This is a genomic window from Sphingomonas sp. SORGH_AS_0879 (genome assembly GCF_030819175.1).
Lineage (GTDB): Bacteria > Pseudomonadota > Alphaproteobacteria > Sphingomonadales > Sphingomonadaceae > Sphingomonas.
On the sequence record NZ_JAUTBJ010000002.1, the window covers coordinates 3,533,014 to 3,552,951 of the forward strand.

Annotated in this window: 9 protein-coding genes and 1 pseudogene; 8 read left to right on the forward strand and 2 right to left on the reverse strand. The window is 69.8% G+C overall.

The genetic code is table 11. The features are described 5' to 3' along the window. Positions 1-9 precede the first annotated feature (9 nt). The 7 genes and pseudogenes from QE379_RS16495 to QE379_RS16525 all read left to right on the forward strand — a co-directional run bounded on the left by QE379_RS16495 (position 10) and on the right by QE379_RS16525 (position 14,238). Positions 10-3,048 (forward strand): Ig-like domain-containing protein, encoded by a 3,039-nt coding sequence (locus QE379_RS16495; RefSeq protein WP_307002170.1) that lies wholly within the window; start codon positions 10-12, stop codon positions 3,046-3,048. Further along, positions 3,045-5,945 (forward strand): annotated as a pseudogene (locus QE379_RS16500) (Ig-like domain-containing protein); the annotation flags it as partial. The gene QE379_RS16495 and the pseudogene QE379_RS16500, both read left to right, overlap by 4 nt. 46 nt (positions 5,946-5,991) lie before the next feature. Next, positions 5,992-8,964: a BapA/Bap/LapF family large adhesin gene (locus QE379_RS16505; RefSeq protein WP_307002172.1), complete on the forward strand. Its 2,973-nt coding sequence runs from the start codon at positions 5,992-5,994 to the stop codon at positions 8,962-8,964. Between the two features lie 177 nt (positions 8,965-9,141). Further along, a complete protein-coding gene (locus QE379_RS16510; RefSeq protein ID WP_307002173.1) occupies positions 9,142-10,407 on the forward strand; it encodes a TolC family protein in 1,266 nt (421 codons plus the stop codon). Beyond that, a complete protein-coding gene (locus QE379_RS16515) occupies positions 10,404-12,545 on the forward strand; it encodes a type I secretion system permease/ATPase (protein ID WP_307002175.1) in 2,142 nt (713 codons plus the stop codon). Before QE379_RS16510 ends, QE379_RS16515 begins: the two co-directional genes overlap by 4 nt. After that, a complete protein-coding gene (locus QE379_RS16520; RefSeq protein WP_307002176.1) occupies positions 12,542-13,729 on the forward strand; it encodes an HlyD family type I secretion periplasmic adaptor subunit in 1,188 nt (395 codons plus the stop codon). The genes QE379_RS16515 and QE379_RS16520 overlap by 4 nt, the downstream gene beginning before the upstream one ends. 71 nt (positions 13,730-13,800) lie before the next feature. Then, a complete protein-coding gene (locus QE379_RS16525) occupies positions 13,801-14,238 on the forward strand; it encodes a MarR family transcriptional regulator (protein WP_307002178.1) in 438 nt (145 codons plus the stop codon). A 16-nt stretch (positions 14,239-14,254) separates the two neighbouring features. Here QE379_RS16525 and QE379_RS16530 read toward each other — a convergent pair whose 3' ends face one another. Next, the gene (locus tag QE379_RS16530; RefSeq protein WP_373461869.1) at positions 14,255-16,465 is read right to left on the reverse strand and encodes a TonB-dependent receptor; all 2,211 of its coding nucleotides are present in this window, start codon (positions 16,463-16,465) and stop codon (positions 14,255-14,257) included. A gap of 111 nt (positions 16,466-16,576) precedes the next feature. Between QE379_RS16530 and QE379_RS16535 the strand changes: the two genes are divergently transcribed. Beyond that, positions 16,577-19,066 (forward strand): sulfite reductase flavoprotein subunit alpha, encoded by a 2,490-nt coding sequence (locus tag QE379_RS16535; RefSeq protein WP_307002181.1) that lies wholly within the window; start codon positions 16,577-16,579, stop codon positions 19,064-19,066. Here QE379_RS16535 and QE379_RS16540 read toward each other — a convergent pair. After that, complete coding sequence (locus tag QE379_RS16540; RefSeq protein WP_307002184.1) at positions 19,063-19,905, reverse strand: IclR family transcriptional regulator; 843 nt, start codon at positions 19,903-19,905, stop codon at positions 19,063-19,065. The two genes, QE379_RS16535 and QE379_RS16540, sit on opposite strands and share 4 nt — an antisense overlap. Positions 19,906-19,938: the final 33 nt, after the last annotated feature.

The following is a 19,938-nucleotide window of genomic DNA, read 5'->3' on the forward strand; positions in this document are numbered from 1 at the left end:
GAACAGGCCATGCAGACCGAGATCATCGCCAAGGCGAGCCGCGCCACGACGACGACCAGCGCCGACGTCATCGAACTCGACACCCCCAGCATCGTCCGGCTGAACCTGGACCGCGCCCAGGTCACGGCGATGGAGCGGCAGGGCGATGACCTGATCCTCCGACTGGTGGACGGCAGCACGCTGCGCATCGATAACTTCTATCAGGCGCAACAGGGTGCGGTCAGCGATCTGGTCCTGCGCGACGAACAGGGCGGGCAGTGGCTGGCTCATCCCGCAGCGACGGGTGCGGGCCGGTTCACGGCGCTGGGCGACTTGGACGAGTTGCTGGGTGCCGGTGCGGCGGCGGAAGGCGCGAGTTCCTCCTTCATCCTTCCCGCCGTGCTGGGCGTGGCGGGCGTAGGCGGCCTGGTCGCGGCGGTGTCGGGCGGGGGCGGCAATGGCGACGGCCGGACGCCCGAGCCGCCCGCCGATACCGTGGCCCCCGGTCGTCCCACCGCCGTCTTCGGCAGCGCCGGAAGCAGCGTCAGCGGGACCGGCGAGCCCGGCGCGACCATCCGCGTGACCGATGCCGCTGGCGTGGTGATCGGCACCGGCACGGTCGGCGCGGACGGCAATTTCACCATCCCCGTCAATCCGCCGCAGACCAACGGCCAGCCCGTCACCGTGACCCAGTCCGACGCGGCGGGCAACACTTCGCCCGGCCTGAGCGTCAGCGCCCCGGACACCACGCCCCCGATCGCACCGACCGCAACCCTGACGGGACAGGGCACGACGATCACCGGCACGGGTGAGGCCGGTGCGACCGTCACCGTGCGCGACGCCGCCGGGCAGGTGCTGGGCACCGCCATCGTCGGGGCGCAGGGCGGCTATACGCTGACGCTGACCACGCCGCAGACCAATGGCGGCACCCTGACCGTGACGCAGAGCGATGCGGCGGGCAATGTCTCCCCCCCCACCACCCTGACCGTCGCCGACACCAGCGCGCCCGCCGCGCCGGTCGTAACCTTGGGCGAGGGTGGCGCCACCGTCTCCGGCACCGGCGAGCCCGGCGCGACGGTGCGGATCACCGGCCCCGACGGACAGGTGCTGGGCACCGCCACGGTCTCGGCGGACGGCAGCTTCGCCGCGCCGCTCTCCGCCGCTCAGACCAATGGCCAGACACTGACCGTCACCCAGTCGGATGCGGCAGGCAACACCTCCCCCGCCGCCAGCGTGACCGCCGCCGACACCACGCCGCCCACCGCTCCGACCGCCACGATCGACGGACAGGGTACGGCCATCACCGGCACCGGCGAGGCGGGTGCGACCGTCACGGTGCGCGACGGCACGGGCCAGCCGCTGGGGCAGGCCACGGTCGATGCGCAGGGCAATTACAGCATCCCGCTGACCACTCCCCAGGCCAATGGCGGCACCTTGACGGTGGTGCAGAGCGATCCGACCGGCAACGCCTCCCCGGCCACCACCATCGCCGCGCCGGACATCACGCCGCCCACCGTGCCGACCGCCATCGTCAGCGCGGACGGCACGACCCTGACCGGAACCGGCGAGCCGGGCGCGACGGTCAGCGTCACCGATGCGGGCGGCCAGCCGATCGGCACCGCCACGGTGGGGGCGGATGGCGGCTTCACCGTCACCCTGCCCGCGGGCGCGGCCAATGGTCAAACCCTGTCGGTCGTGCAGATCGACCCTGCGGGCAATCTTTCGCCCGCCGCGAGCATCGCCACCCCCGATCTCGTCGCGCCGTCCGCGCCCACCGCGATCGTCAGCACCGACGGCACCAGCATCAGCGGTACGGGCGAACCCGGCGCGACCCTAGAGGTGCGCGACCCCGCCGGAACGGTGATCGCCACCGTCCTTGTGTCCGCTGCGGGCACCTATGACGTCGCGCTCACCACGCCGCAGGCCAATGGCGAGACGCTGACCGTGACGCAGACGGATGCCGCCGGAAACGCCTCCGCCGCCGCAACCGTCGTCGCACCCGATATCACCCCGCCCGCGCCGCCGAGCGCGATCCTGTCGGCGGACGGCAGTTCGGTCTATGGCAATGGCGAACCCGGCGCGACGGTGCGTGTGGTCGATAGGAGCGGCAATGCGCTGGGCACCGCCGTGGTCGGCGCGGATACCAGCTTCACCCTGCTCCTGATCCCGCCGCAGACCAGCGGCCAGACCCTGGCCGCCGTGCAGGCCGATCCGGCGGGCAATGTCTCGCTGCCCAGCCAGGTCGGCGCGCCCGACCTGACCGCGCCCGATGCCCCCCTCGCCACCATCTCGCCCGATGGCACGAGCGTCACCGGCACCGGCGAGCCCTTCGCCACCGTGACGGTCCGCGAGGCGGACGGGACGATCCTGGGCCAGGCGGTGGTGGGCGCGGATGGCGGCTTCACCGCGACGCTCTCGCCCCCTCAGGCCAATGGCGAGACGCTGTCGATCGACCAGAGCGACCGGGGCGGCAACCTGTCGCCCGCCGCGACGCTGACCGCGCCCGACATCACCGCGCCCATAGGACTTACGGCTGCCGTCAGCGGTGACGGCGTCTTCGTCACCGGCAGGGGCGAAGCCGGGGCCAGCGTCACCATCCGCGACGCGGGCGGCAATGTGATCGGCACCGCGACGGTCGCCGCCAACGGCGTCTATACCGCGACCCTGACCACGCCGCAGACCAATGGGGAAGCGTTGCAGGTGACGCAGGCCGATGCGGCGGGCAATGTCTCCGCCCCCGCCACCGTCATCGCGCCCGACATCACCGCGCCGCTCGCGCCGACCGGATCGGTCGTCGACAATGGCGCGACCCTGTCGGGGACGGGCGAGGCAGGCGCGACGGTCACGGTCCGCGCCGCCGACGGTACCGTCATCGGCAGCGGACAGGTCGGCGCGGACGGCAATTTCGCCGTCATCCTGACCCCGGCCCAGGCCAATGGCCAGCCGTTGCAACTCGTGCAGAGCGATGCGGCGGGCAATTCGTCGCCCGTCGTTACCGTGACCGCGCCGGACACGACCGCGCGCCCATCGGCCTTACCGCCGCGATCAGCGCGGATGGCGGCATCGTGACCGGTCTGGGCGAGGCGGGCGCGACCGTCACGGTCCGCGACCCGGCGGGTGCCACGATCGGCACCGCGCTGGTCGGCTCGGACGGCAGCTACGCCGTCGCCCTCATCCCGGCGCAGCGCAATGGCGAGACGCTGCGAGTGACCCAGGCCGATGCGGCCGGCAACGCCTCCGCCCCCGTGACGCCCATCGCCCCGGACCTGACCGCCCCCGCCGCGCCGCTGGGGACGCTGGCGGCGGACGGCACATCCGTGACCGGCACCGGCGAGGCGGGCGCGACCGTCACCGTGCGCGCCGCCGACGGCACCGTGCTGGGCAGCGTCGTCGCGGCGGCGGACGGCAGCTTCACCGTGCCGCTGTCCACGCCGCAGGTGAACGGCCAGACCCTGTCGGTGGTGCAGGCGGATGCGGCGGGCAATGTCTCGCCCCCGCTCGGACTGACCGCGCTCGACACGACCGCGCCGGTCGGGCTGACCGCGACGCTGGACGGCGGCGGCACGATCGTCAGCGGCCAGGCGGAGGCGGGCGCGACCGTCACCGTGCGTGACCCCGGCGGACAGGTGATCGGTACTGGCACCGCCTCGGCGACGGGTGCCTATGCGCTGGCGCTGACCACGCCGCAATTGAACGGCCAGGTGCTTCAGGTGACTCAGGCCGATGCCACCGGCAATGCGTCCGCACCTGTCTCCGTCACCGCGCCGGACGTCACCGCGCCCGACGCACCGCTCTTCACGCTCGATGCGACGGGCGCCAACGCGAACGGCACCGGCGAAGCGGGCGCGACGGTTACCATCCGCGATGCGGGCGGCAACGTCATCGGCACCGGCGTCGTGGCTGGGGACGGCAGCTTCAGCGTGCCCCTGACGACCGCGCAGGCCAATGGCGGGACGGTGTCCGCGACGCTGACCGATGCGAGCGCGAACGTCTCGGGTGCGACCATCGTCGCCGCGCCCGACATCACCCCGCCCGCCGCGCCCGCCGCGACGCTCGATGCGACAGGCACCATCGTCACCGGCACCGGAGAGGTCGGCGCGACCGTCACCGTGCAGGATGCGGGTGGCGGTGTGCTGGGCACCACCGTCGTCGGCCCGCAAGGCAATTACGCCGTCACCCTGTCGGCGGCGCAGTTGAACAGCCAGGTGCTCAGCGTCACCCAGGCCGATGCGATCGGCAACCCCTCCCCCGCCACGATCGTCACCGCGCTGGACCAGACGCCTCCGGCGGCCCCCGTCGCGACCGTCTCCGCCGATGGCGCGACCGTGTCGGGCACCGGCGAGATCGGCGCGACCGTGACGATCACCGACCCGGTCGGGCTGGTGCTGGCCACGGTGCCGGTGGGCGCGGACGGCGCCTTCAGCGTGACGCTGGGTACGCCGCTGATCAACGGCCAGGTGCTCACGCTGACCCAGGCCGATGCGGCGGGCAATGTCTCCGCCCCCGGCACGGCGAACGCGCCCGACCTGATCCCCAACGACACACCGCTCGCCCCGACCGCGACCGTCGCGCTCGACGGGGCGAGCGTCACCGGCACGGGTCAGCCGACGACAACCATCATCGTCCGCGATACGACCGGCGCGGTGATCGGCACGACCATCGTCGCCGGGGACGGCAGCTACACCGCCCTCCTCACCACGCCGCAATTGAACGGAGAGACGGTCCGCGTGACCCAGACGGATGCGGAGGGTGATGTCTCGCCCCCCGCCATCGCCATCGCGCCCGACCTCACCCCGCCCGCCCCGCCGGTCGCGGCGATCGACCCGACCGGCACGATCGTCAGCGGCTCGGGCGAAGTCGGTGCGACGGTGCAGGTCACCAACGCGGGCGGCACGGTGCTGGGCACCGCGACGGTCGGGGCGAATGGCAGCTATGCCACGATCCTGACCCCGCCGCTGACCAATGGCGAGGCATTGACCGTGGTGCAGATCGACGGCGGCGGCAATGCCTCCCCGCCCGCCGCCGTCACCGCGCCGGACCTGACCGCCCCTGCGGCTCCGCTGGGCATCGTCGCGGTCGACGGCACCAGCATCACCGGCACCGGCGAGCCGGGCGCGACCGTCACCATCCGTGGTGCCGGTGGTGCGGTGATCGGCACCGCGCTGGTCGCCCCGGACGGCAGCTATACCGCGCCCCTGACCCCGGTTCAGGCCAATGGACAGGTGGTGACGCTGACCCAGGCGGACGCGGCGGGCAATGTCTCGGTCCCCGTGCAGGCGACCGCGCCCGACATCACCGCGCCTACCGGCCTGACCGCCGCGATCAACAGCGCGGGCAGCCTGATTACCGGTCAGGGTGAGGCGGGCGCGACCGTCACCATCCGTGACGCGGGCGGCACGCTGCTGGGCACGGCGACGGTCGCCGCCAGTGGCAGCTATGCCGCGATCCTGACCACGCCGCAGGTCAACGGACAGGCGCTGTCGGTCACGCAGGCCGATGCGGCGGGCAACGCCTCCATCCCCGCCGCCGTCACCGCACCCGACCTGACGCCCCCGGCGGCCCCGATCGGCCTGGTCTCGGGCGACGGCACCACCCTGACCGGCACCGGAGAGGCGGGCGCGACCGTCACCATCCGGGGCGTCGGCGGGGCGGTGATCGGCACCGCCGTGGTGGCAGCGGACGGCAGCTTCACTGCACCGCTGACCCCGGCACAGGCCAATGGCCAACTCCTGTCGCTGACCCAGTCGGACCCGGCGGGCAATGTCTCGCCCGTCGCTCAGGCACCCGCACCCGATATCACCGCCCCCATCGGCCTGAGCGCCACGATCAATGGCGCGGGCACCGTCGTCACCGGCCAGGGCGAGGCGGGCGCCACCGTCACCATCCGCGATGCGGGTGGCGCGGTGCTGGGCACCACGGTGGTCGCCGCCAATGGCAGCTATGCCGCGATCCTGACCACGCCGCAGATCAACGGCCAGGCGCTGAGCGTCGTGCAGGCGGACGTGGCGGGCAATGCCTCCACCCCCCGCCGCCGTCACCGCGCCCGACCGCACCCCGCCGCTGGCCCCGGTCGGCACGATCGCGGGCGACGGCACGAGCCTGACCGGCACCGGCGAGCCCGGCGCGACCGTCACCATCCGTGGGGCGGGCGGCGTCACGCTGGGCTCCGCGCTGGTCGCGGCGGACGGCGGCTTCACCGCGACCCTGACCCCGGCGCAAGCCAACGGACAGGTGGTGACGCTGACCCAGGCCGACCCGGCAGGCAATGTCTCGCCGGTGGCGCAGGCGACCGCGCCCGACATCACCGCCCCCATCGGCCTGACCGCCGCGATCGACGCGACCGGCGTGATCGTCACCGGGCGCGGAGAGGTCGGCGCGACCGTCACCGTGCGGGATGCTGGCGGCGCGGTGATCGGCACCGCCATCGTCGCGGCGAACGGCGCCTATAGCGCCACGCTGACCACGCCGCAGGCCAATGGGCAGGCGCTGACCGTGACCCAGGCGGACGTGGCCGGGAACGCCTCCGTGCCCACGCCGCTGACCGCGCCCGACATCACCCCGCCCGCCGCGCCGACCGCGCTGGTCAACGGCGTCGGTACCATCGTGACCGGCACGGGAGAGATCGGCGCGACCGTCCGCATCCTCGATCCGCAAGGCACGCTGGTCGGCACCGCGCTGGTCGGGGCGGACGGCAGCTACTCCGCGACGCTGACCACGCCGCAGGCCAATGGCCAGACGCTGACCGTGACCCAGGTCGATGCGGCGGGCAACGGGTCGCTCCAGACCCCGACCCTCGCCCCCGACATCACCCCGCCCGCGCCGCCCGCCGCCGCGATCAACGGGCTGGGCACCATCGTCACCGGCACCGGCGAGCCCGGCACCGTCGTCGAGGTCCGCAATGCCGGCGGCACCGTCCTGGCCAGCGGCGGCGTGACGGCCGGCGGCACCTTCGCCCTCACCCTGCCCGTCCCGCAGGTGGCGGGCGAGACGCTGAACGTGGGCCTGCGCGATGCGGCGGGCAATGTCTCGGCCACGGTGTCCGTGATCGCGCCCTTCGACATCGTCGCCTTCGACAACACGGCCACCGCGCTGGTCGATCTGGTTCCGGTCCAGACCAACCAGAATCTGGGCAATGCCAATTACACCGCGCTCGTCTCGCTCGGCCTGGTCAATCTCGATGCGCAGGTGCTGGCGATCCCCAATGTCCAGTTCACCGTCCAGCCGGGTCATACGCTGGATGCGACCTTCACCTATGACGCGACGCTCAACCTGGGCGTGGCGAGCGGTTATTCGGTGGTGGTCCAGCGGTTCGACGGCACCAATTGGGTCGCGGTCAATGGCGGGAGCGGCAATTCGACGCTGCTGGAGGTCGGGCTGCTGAACGGCAATCTGGTCGCCAATGCCGATCTGGGGCCGGGCCAGTATCGTGCCTTCGTCTCGTTCGACAATACGCTGGGCGTCGGCCTGCTCGGCGGGTTGAGCGTCGCCGGGGTCGATTCCGACTTCACCGATATCGGACAGGTCATCCCGGCGCTCACCACCGGCAACGTCATCACCGATGTCGGACCCGGCGGGCAGGTCGATGTGGTCAGCCCGCAGACCCGGGTCGAGAGCGTCACCCTGAACGGCGTGACGACCGCCGTCGTCGCCGACGATACGGTGATCGTCGGGCAATGGGGCACGCTGACCATCGATCGCGACGGCAGCTACAGCTACACGCCCAATGCCAGCGCCACCGTGCTGGGCAAGGTGGACAACTTCACCTACACGCTGCTCGACGCCAGCGATGGCGAGCGGGAGAGCGCCACGCTGTCCATTGCCATCGGCAGCCCCGACGTGACCGGTGCGCCGATCGCGATCAACGATACCGCCATCGCCGCCGCGACCTTCGCCAATGTCGTGGAGACCCGCGCTCCCGCGATCGACAGCAGCTTCGGCACCCCCACGGCGGCGGTGCTGAACGGGCCGCAGACCGGGCGGATCGTCGACAGCTTCACCGTCGAGCCCAACAGCGTCGCCAACGTCACCCTGTCGGCGGTGATCGCACCGGGGCTGTCGGTCCTGCCCAGCTATACGATCACCGTCACCAATGCGGCGGGCACCGTTGTCGGCACCGCCAACGGCGTCGCGATAGCGGGGGTCGGCGGGCTGCTGGGTTCGGGGATCAGCGTGACGCTGCCCAATCTGCCATCGGGCACGTACAACTACACCGTCACCAGCACCAACATATTGGGGGCGGGTTATACCACCAATGTCTATGTCGGCGAGACGATCACCCATCTCGACCAGTTCACCCTGACCGGCACCACGCCGGTCAGCGGCGACCTGCTCGCCAACGACACGCTGGGCAGTCCCTTCCTGGGCATCAAGGTGCTCAGCGGCGGCGCATTCGTCGAGGTGGGCGATACGCCGCTGACCCTGAACGGCGCACACGGCACGCTGACCATCGATGAGGTCGGACGGTACAGCTATCAACCCTTCTCGACGCTGACCTATGCCGCGACCGATCCGGTGGACCGCTTCACCTATCAGATCGTCCAGCCCGACGGACAGGTTTCGACCGCCCGGTTGGACGTGGCGATCGACCTGAACAACGGCGTCGCGCCCGCCTTCCCGACCGCAACGATCACCAGCCTGTCGGTGCATGATGCCGTCACGCTGGACGCCGATGTCGTGCCCCTGTCGCTGACCGCGCAGACCGCCAACCATATGACCGCCGACCATGCGACGCCGGACCATGCCACCGATGCGCAGGTCACCCTGTCGCTGATGGAAGGACAGGGCAGTCTGGAGGACGTGCTGTCGCGCTATCTCGACGCTCAGCAAGGCATCGCCGAACCGGCCCCGACCGACTCAAGCCTGCACAACGTGCCCATCGTCGCCGACACCCCGGTCGTCGCGTCGGAGCCGATCGATCCGCTCGGCTATCTGACCGTTTCGGTCGATCCCGAACATGACCGAACGACGCAAATGCACGTCATCTGACCGTCTTGGCCAGCGATCCGGAAACGGAGTTGATTTCCAGTGCCGAAGGGGTTTCCCTTCGGCACTAATTTTCAATCTGTTAAATATGTTAGCCGGAACCTCCGCGGCAATTGATAAGAAGAGGCCGTAATGGAACCGCAGTGGCGAGAACGCTACCATTTGCGATCGGGGAGGATCATGACGGCTATGCTCGCCTTTCTGGTCACCACCGCGGCGGGTGCCGAGTCCGCCGTGACGATGGAAAGCGCGATGCATGAGGTGCTGCAATGGCACCCCGCCGTCACCCAGGCCGCCGCGACCGTCGAGGCGCGGGGCGAGGATGTCGAGGTCGCCCGCGCGGGCTATCTTCCCCGGATCAGCGCCGGGGTCGGCAGCGGCTATGACAGCCGGTTGGGCAGCATCTGGCGTCCCCGCCCCCAGGTCTCGGCATCGCAGATGCTCTATGATTTCGGCAAGGTCGCGGGCGCGGTCGATGCCGCGCGCGCGGGCACCCGGATCGGGCGTGCCGACATGCTGCTGGCGGTCGACGGGCTGATCCGCGACACCGGCTATGCGATGATCGAGGTGCAGCGCAACGCCGCGCTGCGCGACATCGCGATCGAACAACTGGCGCGCATCCGCGAGATCAGCGACCTGGTCGAAAAGCGCTTCGGCAAGGGCGCGACGACCCGCTCCGACGCACTCCAGGCCCAGTCGCGCGTCGCCGCGGCGGAGGCGACCTTGACCCGGATCGAGGCGGAGCAGCGGCGCTGGACCACCGGCCTGTCCTTCCTGCTGGGTCGCGACACGGCCCCGGCGGTCGATCCGGGCGTCCCCGACTGGCTGATGGCCAGTTGCACCCGCGCCGCGACGGTCGAATGGGCGGACGTCCCCGCGATCATGCGCGCCCGCGCCCAGTTCGAGCAGGCGACCGCCGAGAGCCGCCGCGTCCATGCCGCGCGCCTGCCCACCGTCGCGCTGGCGGGTGATGCGGCGGCGGATGTCAGCTCGCCCTTCTCCGACCGAAGCCTCTATAATTTCGGGCTGAACGTCAGCAGCGACGTGTTCGGCGGCAATGCCGTGCGCGCCCGCGTGCGCAGCGCCGATTACGGCGTCCGCGCCGCCGAGGCCGCCGAACGCCAGGCCCGCAACGAGGTCGCCTCGCAACTGGCCGAAGCGCAACAGCAGATCGCCGGGCTGTCCCAGCTTCTCAGCACGCTGGCCGCGCGGCAGGACAATATGGTCGAGACGGGCAAACTCTATCGCCTGCAATATCTCGACATGGGCACGCGCACGCTGGTCGACCTGCTCAATGCCGAGCAGGAATTGCAGCAGGCGCGCTTCGACGCGGTCAATACGGTCCACGACCTGCGACGGCTGGCGATGGAGTGCCTCTATGTCTCGGGCAAGGCGCGAGACGATTTCGGGCTGACCGGCACCGCGATCCGGGGCGTCACTCTGTGACCGCCGCCACCCTGCCGCCGACCGGCCCGCTGGCGTGGATCGACATGCTGGGACAGGTCGCGCGGCATTACCGCATGCCCTTTGCCGAGCAACGCGCGCGGCTGACCGCCTTGTGGCAGGGCGACGACGGGGAGGAGACACGCGTCCGGGCGATCGCGCGCGCTTCCGGCCTGTCGGTGCGTTTCGTCGCGCCGGGCGCGATCAAGCTGACGAGCTGGCGGCTGCCGGTCATCGCCTGCCTGACCGATGGCGAACTGGCGCTGGTCACCGGGATCGATGCCGAGGGGCAGGTCGAGTTCATCGTCGCGGGCGAGGACGGACAGGCCGTGCAGCGTCCGCTGGCGATGCTGGTCGAACAGACCCGCCTGTTCGTCGTCCCCCGCCCGGCCCGATCGGCGGCGGATGTCCGGGTCGACAGCTATATCCGCCCGTTCGAGGAGCATTGGCTGCGCAGCCTGCTGCTCCAGGACGCGCGCAGTTATGGCAATGTCGCCGTCGCGTCGGTGGTGACCAACTGCCTGGGGCTGGCGGGCGTGCTATTCTCGATGCAGGTCTATGACCGCGTCGTCCCCGCCCAGTCGATGCCGACGCTCTATATCCTGTTCCTGGGCGTGCTGCTGGCGACCGGGTTCGATTTCGTGCTGCGGCGGCTGCGGGTCGGGATCACCGATATTCTCGGCAAGCGCGCCGATCTGCGGCTGTCGGACCGGGTGTTCGGCCATGCCCTGCGCGTCCGCAACCGGGCGCGGCCGACCTCAACCGGCACCTTCATCGCGCAGCTTCGCGATCTGGACCAGGTGCGCGACATGCTGACCTCCACCACCGTCGCGGCGGTGGCGGACCTGCCCTTCTTCCTGCTGTTTCTGGTCATCCTGGCCTTTATCGGCGGGGTGCTGGCGCTGGTGCCGGTGGTCGCATTGATCGCGCTGCTGCTGCCCAGCCTGCTCGCCCAGCGCCGCCTCCGCGCCTATGCCACGGAGTCGATGCGCGAAACTTCGCTGCGCAACGCCCTGCTGGTGGAGGCGGTGCAGGGGATCGAGGATATCAAGGCGCTTCAGGCGGAGGAGCGGTTCCAGCGCCAGTGGAACCATTGCAATGCGGTGGCGGGCGAGGCGCAATTGCGGCTGCGCGGCCTGACCGCCAGCCTGTCGACCTGGGCGCAGAGCGTGCAGAACGCCGTCTATGCCACCGTCATCTTCGTCGGCGCGCCGATGGTGATCGCAGGCGACATCACGACCGGCGCGCTGGTCGCCACCTCGATGCTGGCCAGCCGGATGATGGCACCGATGGGGCAGGTGTCGCACCTGCTCGGCCGCTATCAGCATGCCAAGGTCGCGGCGAACAGCCTGGACCAGATCATGGCCTTGCCGGTCGACAACCCGGACGCCGAACATCGCATCCCCCTGCCCTCCGCGCGCGGCGGCTTCACCCTGCGCACGGCGGTCTTCTCCTATGCCGATCCGCAATCGCCTCCGGCACTGACCGTCCCCCGGCTGGAGATCGCGGGCGGTGAGAAGATCGCGGTGCTGGGCCGAAACGGCGCGGGCAAGTCGACCTTGCTCCAGGGCCTGTCGGGCATGTTGCAGCCGGTCTCGGGCGAGGTGCTGCTCGACGACCTGGCGCTGCATCAGATCGACCCGGCGGATGTCCGGCGCGAGGTCGCGCTGCTGACCCAGAACAGCCGTTTGTTCCACGGCACGCTCCGCGAGAACCTGACCATGGGCGCGCCGGTGGCGGGCAATGACGCGATCCTGGCCGCGCTGGAGATGGTCGGCGCAGTCGATTTCGTCCGCCGTCTTCGCGACGGGCTGGAACATGTCGTGCTGGAGGGCGGGCGCGGCCTGTCGGGGGGCCAGCAACAGGCGTTGCTGCTCGCCCGGCTGCTGATCCGCCAGCCGCAGGTGATGCTGCTGGACGAACCCACCGCCGCGATGGACGAAGCCTCCGAGCGCCAGTTCATCGCGCGCTTCCAGGAATGGAGCCGCGACCGGACGGTGGTGGTCGCCACCCACCGGATGCGGGTGCTCGACTGGGTCGACCGGGTGATCGTGATCGACAACGGCCTGATCCTGCTCGACCAGCCCAAGGCGCAGGCGCTCGCGACGCTCCAGGGCGCGGCGCGGAGCCAGGCGGCATGAGCGCGGCGGCGACCTTCGACGACCGGCCCTTTGCCGATGAGGGCGGCGCACAGTTGCTGGCCGCACGGCGGATGCTGTGGGTGCTGACCGCGCTGTTCCTCGTGGCGCTCATCTGGGCCTGGTTCGCCGAACTGGACGAAGTGGCGACCGGCACGGGCCGGGTCGTGCCGACCAGCCGCGAACAGGTGCTGCAATCGCTGGAAGGCGGCATCCTGGCCAAGATGCTGGTGCGGCAGGACGATATCGTGAAGCCGGGGCAGGTGCTGGCCCAACTCGACCCGACCCAAGCCGGATCGACCGTCGAGGAGAGCGCCGCCAAGTACCGCGCCGCACTGGCCGCGCAAGCCCGGTTGCAGGCGGAGGTGAACGGCACGCCCCTGACCTTCTCGCCCGAGTTGAACGACTTCCCCGCGCTCAAGGCGGAGCAGCAACGCCTCTATGACGCGCGCCGTCGCAGTCTGGCGAGTTCGCTGGGACTGATCGACGAATCCCTCGCGCTGATCGGGCGCGAGGTCGGGATCGGCGAGTCGCTGATCGAGGTCGGCGCGGCGAGCAATGTCGAGGTGCTGCGCCTGAAGCGGCAACGCGCCGATCTGGACTTGAAGAAATCCGACCTGCGCTCGCAATATACCGTCGAGGCGCGGCAGGATCTGGCCAAGGTCAGCGAGGAGGTGGAGGCGCTGGCCCCCGTGGTGCGCGGCCGCTCGGACACGCTCAGCCGCCTGACCCTGCGCTCGCCGGTGCGCGGCGTGGTCAAGAATATCGAAGTGTCGACCATCGGCGGCGTCATCCCGCCGGGCGGCAAGATCATGGAGATCGTGCCGATGGACGAACGCCTGCTGGTCGAGGCGCGAATCTCGCCGCGCGACATCGCCTTCATCCGCCCCGGTCAGCGCGCCAGCGTCAAGATCACCGCCTATGACTATGCGATCTTCGGGGGGCTGGAAGGCCGGGTCAGCAGCATCTCGCCCGACACCATCCGGGACGAGGTAAACCCGGACGTCTATTATTACCGCGTCTTCGTGCGGACCACGGCGGACTCGCTGGTCAACAAGGCGGGCAAGCGCTTTCCGATCGTGCCCGGCATGATCGCGACCGCCGACATCCACACCGGCAGCAAGACCGTGCTGCAATATCTGCTCAAGCCCCTCAACCGTGCGCGCGAAGCGATGCGCGAGCGATGAGCCGCACCCTTTCCCATCCGCCGCAATCCCGTGGGCATGGATCGCCCATGGCCTCAGCTCAGGATATTCGCATGCCGAAAACCATGGCCGCGGGCCACCATGTTTCCAACGGATTCGGAAGGGTCCCCGGACTGCGTTCCCAGGGGGAGGGCCGCGCCACCCTGGTCGATCTGGCGCGGCAGACCCAGGCCATGCGCGCCAATGTCGCGGAGTTCTTTCCGCGCGACATCTTCCGCGATTCCGCTTGGGACATGATGCTGGAGCTATTCATCGCCGAGCAGGAGAGCCGTCCCCTCTGCGTCAAGGAACTGATCCTGGTCTCCGGCGAAAGCTCGACCAGCGCGCTGCGCCGGATCGACCGGCTGGAAAGCGCCGGGCTGCTGCGCCGACGGACCGACCCCGCCGATCACCGGCGGCTGGCCGTCACCCTGACGCAGCGTGGCACCGACGCGATGACCGCGATGCTCCGCCACCTCTATCTGACCATGGGCGACGGCGACGGCCATTAGGCTCCGCAGGGAGGCCCTACCACCGCGCGTCCCATCCCAAGGTGAAGGTCCGGCCCCGCCCGGCGAAGAAGGCGAAATTGTCGTTCGGCAGGCGCGTGTCGCTGTTATAGTCGATATAGAAGCGGTTGAAGATATTCTGCGCGCTCAGCGAAAGCCCGCCGAATCGGGTCTGATAGCGCAGATAGGCGTCCGTCACGGTATAGCCGCCGAAATTGTTGCGCGGATCGGGATTGGCCTTGCCCCGGAAGTTGCGCGCCAGATACATTTGCGTCTGCACCCGCGCCGTCACCGGCCCGGAGGCGAAGTCGGCGGCGGCGTTCATCCGGTCGGGCGAGATGTTGGTGCCGTCCAGATCGGTATCGACGATCCCGTCCGGGTTGCGCGTATCGCTGTCATAGCGGCCGACCAGATGCGCATAGCCGGTCGTGACGCGTAAGCCCGGGACCGGGGTACGCAGGCCCAGATTGATCTCCAGCCCCTGTATCTCCACCCTCTGGCGCTGCACCTGGAAGATGCCGTTGCCCAGTGCCAGCAGCACCTGGCCGTTGTTGCTGGTCGACCAGAAATAGGTGGTGCTGGCATCGAACGGCCCGCGCTTCACCTCCACCCCGATCTCGCGATTGTTGGAGATGACCGGATCGATCGCGCGGAAACTGCTCAGGTCGGTGCCGGGCGTATCGACCGCGCGGGTGATCCGCCCGATATCAGCCATGGTGAAGCCCTCGGCATAGCTGGCATAGGCGCGGATGCCGGTCAGCGGTTCCACGATCACGCCGCCATTGGCCATGATCCGGTTGAAGCCCGGTTCGCCGCCCTTGACGCTGACCCCGCCATAGGTCGCCAGGTTGCGGCCGTCATAGGTGTTGGAGGCCAGCGTGCGGTAATCGGCGATGCGGACCTTCACATTCTCCCATCGCGCGCCACCGGCCAGCCGCACCACACCGTCGAACAGCTTCAGATTGGCCTGGACGAAAGGGGCCAGGCTGCGGAAATCGGCGGGCGGCACCCAGACGCGGTTGGTCGCGATCAGCCGCTGTTCCGACTTGTCGGCCAACGCGTCGAAGCCGATCGTCGCCACCAGCGCCTCGAACCCCGGCACCGCACGCTCATAGCTGGCGCGCAGGCCCAGCTTGCGCGAACGGTTCTCCGACTGGTCGAACAAGGTGCCGACCGGGGCGATCGCCGGGTCCTGGAAGGTCGGGATCGGGTTCGGCTCGCCGCCGAACGTGTCGTAGGTGCGGTTGAAGAAGAGTTGCGCGACCAGATTGCCGCCCGCCACGTCATGATCGGTATAGGATAGCGACACCGCCTCCGCCAGGTTGGCGGCGGGCTTGCCCGGCGGGTCGCCACGCACCGCGCTGGTCGGCAGGCCGGTCAGGCGGTTGCCCGCCAGCGGGACGAAGCGCCCCTCCCCGTTCAGTTCGTAGCGATTCAGGATCAGGTCGAACCGCCCACTCTCGCGCACCTGCGCGCCCAGTCGCGCAAAGACGTCGGTGGCGCGCGAATCCTGCGTCTCGCCCTGGGTCAGGTTGATGCCGATCCGGCGACCGCGCGCATCGTAGAAGACGCCGCGCCGTTCATAGGACGCACCCACCGTCGCGTCGAACATCCCCGCCTTATACTGGACCAGCCCCGCGACCTTGCCGCCCGGCGAGTCCGACTCGAACCCGTTGGCGACGGTGCCCTGCACCAGCGTCCGGCCGGACAGCCCCTCGGTCGTCGGCGGGCCGACCGTCACCTGGTTGACGATACCGCCGGTCCCGCCAATCCCCTGAAGCGCGTTGGAGCCATAGATCAACTCGACCCGATCGACGAAGAAGCCGTCGATGGTGAAGCCGTCCCGGCTGCCGTCGCGAAGCGGCGTCGTCTGCGGAATGCCGTTGATCGCATAGAGCGGCGAGCGACCGCGCAGAGTCTCCCCCGCGCCGGACAGCTTGCCGCGCGTCGGCGAGAAGCTGGGCGTCAGCGCCGCGACCGCGTCGGTCACGCTGCCCGAGATCGCGATCTGGCGGTCCAGCGCCTCCTTGTCGATGATGTCGATGGTCAGCGGCAAGGCGTTGGGCGGCAGGACGGTGCGAGCGGCGGTGACGACCACTTCCCGGTCCTGCGGCATGTCGGTCCGCTCGTCAGGCGCGACATCAGCCTGTGGCTGGCTCTGCGCCAGCGCGCCGGAGGCCCCGGCCATCAATGCCGTCAGCGATGCTCCGAACACCATGGTCCGGCGCATTTCATAGGCCACGCTCTTCCCCCAACGTTTCATTCTCACCCCGTAATCATTGACGTCATTCGCGCGGTCGCCTAACGCAAGTGATTATCAATAACAAGGGCTGACAGGCCGGTGATTTCGACCCGCACGATCCTGTTCCAGATTCACTGGTTCCTAGGGATCACCGCTGGACTGGTGCTGGCTGTGATGGGCGTCACGGGTGCGCTGATCAGCTTCGAGCCGGAGATCATGGCGGCGACCAATCCCGGCATCGTCACGGTGACACCGGGGCATAGCGCGCCGCTTTCCGCCCCGGCACTGATCGCCCGGATCACCGAGCAGATGCCGGACGCGCGCATTGCCCGGCTGGTGGTCGACAGCGCCCCGACCAAGGCGGCCTTTGTCGGCTATACCTTGGGCGAGGATAAGACGCGGCTTAACGCCTATGTCGATCCGACGACGGGCCGAATACTGGGCGAGCCGCGCGGCGCGGGTTTCTTCGAGACGGTAGAGGAACTGCATCGCTGGCTCGCGCTGCCCGGCAAAGGGAACGGCATCGGACGCCAGATCACGGGTTTCGCCGCGCTGTCGCTCATCTATTTCGCGCTGTCGGGTCTCTATCTGCGCTGGCCGCGCAAGCCGCTGGACTGGCGCAACTGGTTCGTGCTCGACCTGCGGATGACCGGGCGCAACCTGTACCGGGCGCTCCATGCGGTCATCGGCGGCTGGGTGCTGATCTTCTATCTCATCAGCGCGGGCACGGGGCTGTGGTGGTCCTATGACTGGTACCGCACCGGGGTCCGGCACCTTCTGTCCAGCGAACAGGCCGCGCATGGCCCACGCGAGGGTGGCAAGGACGGTCGGGGCAAGCAAGCCACGCCCGTCGACCTCGCGACCATCTGGCAGCGTTTCGATCAGGCGACCGGCCATCATCCCTATGAGCGCGTCACCGCCTCGGTTCGCGACGGCGTGGTCCAGTTCCGGGGCAAGCTGGCCGAAGGGCGGCACGACCGCGTCTCCGACGAAGTCAGCATCGACAGCGTGACCGGGCGCGTCACCTCCAACCAGCCCTATGCGAAGCGTCCCTTGGGTGATGATATCGTCACCAGCGTCTATGAAATCCATCGCGGCGCCTATTTTGGTCTGGTCGGGCGGATCGCCATGACGCTGGCCAGCCTGACCATGCCGCTGTTCACCATCACCGGCTTCCTTCTCTATTTCGCACGGCGGCGGCGGAAAGCGGCCCTGGGCGCGGTCCTCACCGATACGGCTCCGGTCCCGACAGAGGCGGCGGCCACCCTGGTCGCCTATGCGAGCCAGACGGGCTCCGCCGAGCGGATCGCCCGGCTGACCGCACAGGCACTGCCCGGCGCCGCCGCGCTGCCCATCGCCTCGCTGACCGCCGAGCAACTGGCACGGGTCGACCGGCTGTTCGTCGTCGCCAGCACCTATGGCGAGGGGGAGCCGCCCGACGCCGCGCGCGGCTTTGCCCGGACCATGGCACAGACGCCCGCCGACCTGTCGCACCTCTCCTATGCCGTATTGGCGCTGGGCGACCGGGAATATCCCGACTTCTGCGCCTTCGGGCACCGGATCGACCAGTGGCTGCACAGCGGCGGCGCGCAGCGGCTGTTCGACGCGATCGAGCAGGATGGCGAGGATGCCGATGCGCAGCGCCTGTGGCAGCAGCAACTGGCCGGGCTCGGCGCGCGCACAGACCAGCCCGATTGGGCCCCCGCCGCCATGGCCGACTGGCGGCTGGTCGAGCGGCGCCTGCTCAATCCGGGCAGCAGCGGCGGCGAGACATGGCATATCGCGCTGGAACCGCTGGCGGGGCCCGCCGACTGGGCGGCGGGCGACATATTGGAAATCCTGCCCCGCCAAGACCCCCGCCGGGTCGATGCCTTTCTGTCGGCCACCGGGCTGGCCGATACGCCCGAATTGCGCGAGCGGCTGATGGACAGCATCCTGCCTGCGGAGGCGGGGCCCGGTTTCGACTCCACCGCGCTGCGTCCCCTCGCCCACCGCGAATATTCGATCGCCTCGATCCCGGTTGCGGGCCGCGCCGAGCTGATCGTCCGGCTGGCGGAGGCGGAGGATGGCCTGCCGGGGCTGGGATCGGGCTGGCTATGCCATGGCGCGCCGCTGGGCTCGGTGGTGCGGGCGCGGGTCCATGCCAATGCGGCGTTCCACTCGCCCGCCAATCCGGCCACGCCGATGGTGCTGATCGGCAACGGCACGGGCCTGGCGGGCCTGCTCGCCCATCTGCGCGGACGCGCGGCGAGCGGTGGCGGACCCGTCCTGCTGTTCTGGGGGGAGCGGCATCCCGAACATGACGATTATCACCGCGAGGAACGCCGGGCGCTGCTCGATGCCGGGGTGCTGTCGGGCATGACCACCGCCTGGTCGCGCCTGGGCCATGGTCCGCGCTATGTGCAGGACGCGCTGGCGGACGCGGCGGATGTGCTCCGCGACGCGGTGGCGGCGGGCGCCGCCCTCTATGTCTGCGGCAGCCTGAAGGGCATGGCGGGCGATGTGCACCGCGTGCTGACCGATATCCTGGGCGACGACATGCTGGAGGATATGGCGGCGACGAGCCGCTACGCCCGCGATGTCTATTAACCCGCCGCCCCGTCATCGGGGCGATAGCCCAGTTGCTGCGAAATGCGGGCGGTGGTCTCGGCCAGGATGCGCCGCGCCTCCTCGATCGTCACCGATTGCGAGCCGTCGATCGTCTCCAGGAACGGGATGGTCAGCGCCGCCATGCAGTCGCCGCCGAACCCGAACACCGGATAGCTGATATCGGTGACGCCGCGCGTGATCGGGCTTTCGCGCAGTTCATAGCCCTGCGCCCGCACCCGCTCCAGATCCTCGATCAGGCGGGTCCGCCCGATCGGCCTGCCCTGTGCCAGTTCGACCCGGTCGACGATCCGCCCGAACTGCGCGCGCGGCGCGAAGGCGAGCAGCACCTTGCCCGAGCAGCTGGTGACGATATCGATCGACGCGCCCATGCGCAGCGCGAAGCCCCGCGTCCCCGGATTCTCCTCGCGCGCGATGACCAGCCCCGCACCGCCCTCGATCACCACCAGGTGACAGGACTGCCCGACCGTCAGCGCCAGCGACTGCATCTCGGGCAGCGCGGCGGCGGTCAACTGGCGCGCGGGCGTGGCGCGATAGGCTATGTCGAGGAATTTGTACGTCACCCGGTACCGATCGTCGATCGGCGACTTTTCCAGATAGCGCGCCTCTTCCATCACCACGACGATGCGGAACAACTCGCCCAGCGAGCGGCCCAGCGCGGTCGCCATCTCGCTGACCAGCATGCCCTGCGGATGGCTGGCGAGCAGTTCGATGATGAGAAACGCCTTGTCCAGCGCGGGCGCGGCATAGCTGCCCTTGCGGACACGCCCCTCGACCGTCTTGCCGCCCTCACCCGTCATGCCATCCCCTTCCATCGTCATCGGATTAGGACGACGCCGGATGGCGGGCAATAG

Coding starts and splice junctions, on each gene's coding strand:
- QE379_RS16495 (WP_307002170.1), top strand. CDS start 10: ATGCAGACCGAGATCATCGCCAAGGCGAGCCGCGCCACGACGACGACC.
- QE379_RS16505 (WP_307002172.1), top strand. CDS start 5,992: ATGCCTCCACCCCCCGCCGCCGTCACCGCGCCCGACCGCACCCCGCCG.
- QE379_RS16510 (WP_307002173.1), top strand. CDS start 9,142: ATGACGGCTATGCTCGCCTTTCTGGTCACCACCGCGGCGGGTGCCGAG.
- QE379_RS16520 (WP_307002176.1), top strand. CDS start 12,542: ATGAGCGCGGCGGCGACCTTCGACGACCGGCCCTTTGCCGATGAGGGC.
- QE379_RS16525 (WP_307002178.1), top strand. CDS start 13,801: ATGCCGAAAACCATGGCCGCGGGCCACCATGTTTCCAACGGATTCGGA.
- QE379_RS16530 (WP_373461869.1), bottom strand. CDS start 16,465: ATGCGCCGGACCATGGTGTTCGGAGCATCGCTGACGGCATTGATGGCC.
- QE379_RS16540 (WP_307002184.1), bottom strand. CDS start 19,905: ATGACGATGGAAGGGGATGGCATGACGGGTGAGGGCGGCAAGACGGTC.